The sequence below is a fragment of the Pseudarthrobacter sp. CCNWLW217 genome (assembly GCF_037203985.1).
Classification (GTDB): domain Bacteria; phylum Actinomycetota; class Actinomycetes; order Actinomycetales; family Micrococcaceae; genus Arthrobacter.
This window is the reverse complement of record NZ_JBBCBT010000038.1, coordinates 1-5,693: the sequence shown is the minus strand read 5'-3', so window position 1 is coordinate 5,693 and position 5,693 is coordinate 1. Positions and strand designations below refer to the sequence as shown.

Sequence of the window (5,693 nt, the reverse complement as noted above, 5' to 3'; positions counted from 1 at the left end):
TGTCCGGCGGTGACCTACTCTCCCACACCCTCCCGGGTGCAGTACCATCGGCGCTGTGGGTCTTAGCTTCCGGGTTCGGAATGGGACCGGGCGTTTCCCCCACGCTATGACCGCCGTAACCCTGTTACCCGACCCTGCCCGGTGTGTGCCGGGGGGTGGGAAGTCTGGTTACAACTGTTCCTGTTAGGGAACTGTGGTGTTGTTATTCAGTTGTGTTCTCAAGCAACGGGTTTGTTGTTTGGGAACCACATAGTGGACGCAAGCAGTCTTGTTTCTTTTTACCCTTTCCTGGTGTGAACGTCTTTTGAATGCCGTTCACGGAAGGGGTGTGTGGTGTAAGTTATCGGCCTATTAGTACCGGTCAGCTTCACGAGTCGTTAGTCCTCGCTTCCACATCCGGCCTATCAACCCAGTGGTCTGGCTGGGGGCCTCTCACACACAAGGTGTATGGAAATCTCATCTCGAAGCGAGCTTCCCGCTTAGATGCTTTCAGCGGTTATCCCATCCGAACGTAGCTAATCAGCGGTGCACTTGGCAGTACAACTGACACACCAGAGGTTCGTCCGTCCCGGTCCTCTCGTACTAAGGACAGCCCTTCTCAAATTTCCTGCGCGCGCAGCGGATAGGGACCGAACTGTCTCACGACGTTCTAAACCCAGCTCGCGTACCGCTTTAATGGGCGAACAGCCCAACCCTTGGGACCTACTCCAGCCCCAGGATGCGACGAGCCGACATCGAGGTGCCAAACCATGCCGTCGATATGGACTCTTGGGCAAGATCAGCCTGTTATCCCCGAGGTACCTTTTATCCGTTGAGCGACGGCCATTCCACAATGTACCGCCGGATCACTAGTCCCGACTTTCGTCCCTGCTCGAGATGTCTCTCTCACAGTCAAGCTCCCTTGTGCACTTACACTCGACACCTGATTGCCAACCAGGCTGAGGGAACCTTTGGGCGCCTCCGTTACTTTTTAGGAGGCAACCGCCCCAGTTAAACTACCCATCAGGCACTGTCCCTGACCCGGATTACGGGCCGAAGTTAGATGTCCAAAGTGACCAGAGTGGTATTTCAACGATGACTCCACCCGAACTGGCGTCCGGGTTTCAACGTCTCCCACCTATCCTACACAAGCCACTCCGAACACCAATACCAAACTATAGTAAAGGTCTCGGGGTCTTTCCGTCCTGCTGCGCGTAACGAGCATCTTTACTCGTACTGCAATTTCGCCGAGTTTATGGTTGAGACAGCGGGGAAGTCGTTACTCCATTCGTGCAGGTCGGAACTTACCCGACAAGGAATTTCGCTACCTTAGGATGGTTATAGTTACCACCGCCGTTTACTGGGGCTTAAATTCTCAGCTTCGCCTTGCGGCTAACCGGTCCTCTTAACCTTCCAGCACCGGGCAGGAGTCAGTCCGTATACATCGTCTTGCGACTTCGCACGGACCTGTGTTTTTAGTAAACAGTCGCTTCCCCCTGGTCTCTGCGGCCCCGATCCCCTCCGGACAGCAAGTGTCCATCAAGGTTGGGGCCCCCCTTCTCCCGAAGTTACGGGGGCATTTTGCCGAGTTCCTTAACCATAATTCTCTCGATCGCCTTAGTATTCTCTACCTGATCACCTGTGTCGGTTTGGGGTACGGGCGGCTAAAACCTCGCGTCGATGCTTTTCTCGGCAGCATAGGATCACCAAATCCCCCCAAACGGGGGTCCCATCAGATCTCAGGCATCATGAACAGCGGATTTGCCTACCGTTCGCCCTACATCCTTAGACCGGGACAACCATCGCCCGGCTTGGCTACCTTCCTGCGTCACACCTGTTAATACGCTTGCCTCCCAGGATCAGGTCCTGCGCTCCACCAAAACCCTCACACCACAAGGGCGATCGGGCAGGTCTCGGGCAGTTAGTATCCCCTGTTCAGCATGGGCGGTTTTTCGCCGGTACGGGAATATCAACCCGTTGTCCATCGACTACGCCTGTCGGCCTCGCCTTAGGTCCCGACTTACCCAGGGCAGATTAGCTTGACCCTGGAACCCTTGATCATTCGGCGGACGGGTTTCTCACCCGTCTTTCGCTACTCATGCCTGCATTCTCACTCGTGTAGGCTCCACCGCTGGTTTACACCGCGACTTCACTGCCCACACGACGCTCCCCTACCCATCCAGACGCCTGAACCACAAGGGCTTAGCTAATATCTGAATGCCACAACTTCGGCGGTGTACTTGAGCCCCGCTACATTGTCGGCGCGGAATCACTTGACCAGTGAGCTATTACGCACTCTTTTAAGGATGGCTGCTTCTAAGCCAACCTCCTGGTTGTCTTCGCAACTCCACATCCTTTCCCACTTAGCACACGCTTAGGGGCCTTAGTTGGTGGTCTGGGCTGTTTCCCTCTCGACTATGAAGCTTATCCCCCACAGTCTCACTGCTGCGCTCTCACTTACCGGCATTCGGAGTTTGGCTGACGTCAGTAACCTTGTAGGGCCCATTAGCCATCCAGTAGCTCTACCTCCGGTAAGAAACACGCAACGCTGCACCTAAATGCATTTCGGGGAGAACCAGCTATCACGAAGTTTGATTGGCCTTTCACCCCTACCCACAGCTCATCCCCTCCATTTTCAACTGAAGTGGGTTCGGTCCTCCACGACGTCTTACCGTCGCTTCAACCTGGCCATGGGTAGATCACTTCGCTTCGGGTCTAGATCACGCCACTGCAACGCCCTATTCAGACTCGCTTTCGCTACGGCTTCCCCACACGGGTTAACCTCGCGACGTAACACTAACTCGCAGGCTCATTCTTCAAAAGGCACGCCGTCACAGCTACAAGGCTGCTCCGACGGATTGTAAGCACACGGTTTCAGGTACTGTTTCACTCCCCTCCCGGGGTACTTTTCACCTTTCCCTCACGGTACTGGTCCGCTATCGGTCATTAGGGAGTATTTAGGCTTATCAGGTGGTCCTGACAGATTCACACGGGATTTCTCGGGCCCCGTGCTACTTGGGATACTCTCCAGGCGGTACTAAACATTTCGGTTACGGGGCTCACACCCTCTACGGCCGGCCTTTCAAGACCGTTCACCTATGCCAGCACATCACACCCCACTGTCCCGGCAGAGACAGTACGGAAAGTCCCACAACCCCGACCATGCAACGCCCGCCGGCTATCACACATGGAACGGTTTAGCCTGATCCGCGTTCGCTCGCCACTACTGACGGAATCACTATTGTTTTCTCTTCCTGCGGGTACTGAGATGTTTCACTTCCCCGCGTTCCCTCCACGCACCCTATGTGTTCAGATGCGGGTCACCAGGCAACTCGCGCCCCTGGCGGGGTTTCCCCATTCGGACACCCTGGGATCACAGTCCGGTTATCGACTCCCCCAGGCTTATCGCAGATTCCTACGTCCTTCTTCGGCTCCTAATGCCAAGGCATCCACCGTGTGCTCTTAAAAACTTGACCACAAAAGATCAAGGAGTAATTCACGAGAGAACCATGAAAACCACCCAGGCACCACCACCACAACCCCGAAAGGCCACAGCACCAGCACCCGGACAGATCCAGGTTCATATTCTTGGAAATTGCTTCTTATAAAAGATGCTCGCGTCCACTATGTAGTTCTCAAACAACAACCCCGTACCACACACCCCACACACAACCCCCAAAAGAGTCAACCGTGCGATCGGTGCAGCCAGGAAACCAGAAACAAACAAACACCGGAAAAAAACCAATCCCTCCGGTCCCTGTTGCCTCAGGACCCAACAGTGTGCCAAACACTAAACCACCCAACCCCCGCCCCGACGTTCCAAAACACCCCCGCAAAGGGAGACATCCGTACTAGACCAGGACAAAAACCAGGCAGCCGCTATTCGTTGATATTCCACCCTTGAGCACCCGCCGCAGAACTAGCGTCTGCGCAACGGGCATATACTCCTGACAAACCCCCACCAACGCATACACGCGGCAATGATCTGTAGGTGCTCCTTAGAAAGGAGGTGATCCAGCCGCACCTTCCGGTACGGCTACCTTGTTACGACTTAGTCCCAATCGCCAGTCCCACCTTCGACAGCTCCCTCCCACAAGGGGTTAGGCCACCGGCTTCGGGTGTTACCAACTTTCGTGACTTGACGGGCGGTGTGTACAAGGCCCGGGAACGTATTCACCGCAGCGTTGCTGATCTGCGATTACTAGCGACTCCGACTTCATGGGGTCGAGTTGCAGACCCCAATCCGAACTGAGACCGGCTTTTTGGGATTAGCTCCACCTCACAGTATCGCAACCCTTTGTACCGGCCATTGTAGCATGCGTGAAGCCCAAGACATAAGGGGCATGATGATTTGACGTCGTCCCCACCTTCCTCCGAGTTGACCCCGGCAGTCTCCTATGAGTCCCCGCCATAACGCGCTGGCAACATAGAACGAGGGTTGCGCTCGTTGCGGGACTTAACCCAACATCTCACGACACGAGCTGACGACAACCATGCACCACCTGTGAACCGGCCCCAAAGGGGAAACCACATTTCTGCGGCGGTCCGGTCCATGTCAAGCCTTGGTAAGGTTCTTCGCGTTGCATCGAATTAATCCGCATGCTCCGCCGCTTGTGCGGGCCCCCGTCAATTCCTTTGAGTTTTAGCCTTGCGGCCGTACTCCCCAGGCGGGGCACTTAATGCGTTAGCTACGGCGCGGAAAACGTGGAATGTCCCCCACACCTAGTGCCCAACGTTTACGGCATGGACTACCAGGGTATCTAATCCTGTTCGCTCCCCATGCTTTCGCTCCTCAGCGTCAGTTAATGCCCAGAGACCTGCCTTCGCCATCGGTGTTCCTCCTGATATCTGCGCATTTCACCGCTACACCAGGAATTCCAGTCTCCCCTACATCACTCTAGTCTGCCCGTACCCACCGCAGATCCGGAGTTGAGCCCCGGACTTTCACGGCAGACGCGACAAACCGCCTACGAGCTCTTTACGCCCAATAATTCCGGATAACGCTTGCGCCCTACGTATTACCGCGGCTGCTGGCACGTAGTTAGCCGGCGCTTCTTCTGCAGGTACCGTCACTTTCGCTTCTTCCCTACTGAAAGAGGTTTACAACCCGAAGGCCGTCATCCCTCACGCGGCGTCGCTGCATCAGGCTTGCGCCCATTGTGCAATATTCCCCACTGCTGCCTCCCGTAGGAGTCTGGGCCGTGTCTCAGTCCCAGTGTGGCCGGTCACCCTCTCAGGCCGGCTACCCGTCGTCGCCTTGGTGAGCCATTACCTCACCAACAAGCTGATAGGCCGCGAGTCCATCCAAAACCACAAAAAGCTTTCCACCCCCCACCATGCGATGAGGAGTCATATCCGGTATTAGACCCAGTTTCCCAGGCTTATCCCAGAGTTAAGGGCAGGTTACTCACGTGTTACTCACCCGTTCGCCACTAATCCACCAGCAAGCTGGCATCATCGTTCGACTTGCATGTGTTAAGCACGCCGCCAGCGTTCATCCTGAGCCAGGATCAAACTCTCCGTTGAAGTAAAACAAAAACGAACACAACACAGCCACCACGGGAAAACGCGGCAACCACACTGCAAAATTTGAAACCAGCTGTAAAAACCAAACCACACCACAGGGGCGGCACGATCTGGCCAAAACAACCAATCAAAAAACAATTGGTATCAACAAACTTGGCACACTATTGAGTTCTCAAACAACAGACACA

General features: G+C 55.1%; 3 rRNA genes. All 3 read right to left on the bottom strand.

Annotated features, from left to right (window positions below):
* Nucleotide 1: 1 nt before the first annotated feature.
* Nucleotides 2-118 (bottom strand): 5S ribosomal RNA (gene rrf, locus V9L18_RS21855).
* A 212-nt stretch (nucleotides 119-330) separates the two neighbouring features.
* A 23S ribosomal RNA gene (locus tag V9L18_RS21850) occupies nucleotides 331-3,455 on the bottom strand.
* A 526-nt stretch (nucleotides 3,456-3,981) separates the two neighbouring features.
* Nucleotides 3,982-5,505: ribosomal RNA gene (locus V9L18_RS21845) — 16S ribosomal RNA — on the bottom strand.
* Together the 16S, 23S and 5S rRNA genes form the textbook arrangement of a ribosomal RNA operon.
* Nucleotides 5,506-5,693: the final 188 nt, after the last annotated feature.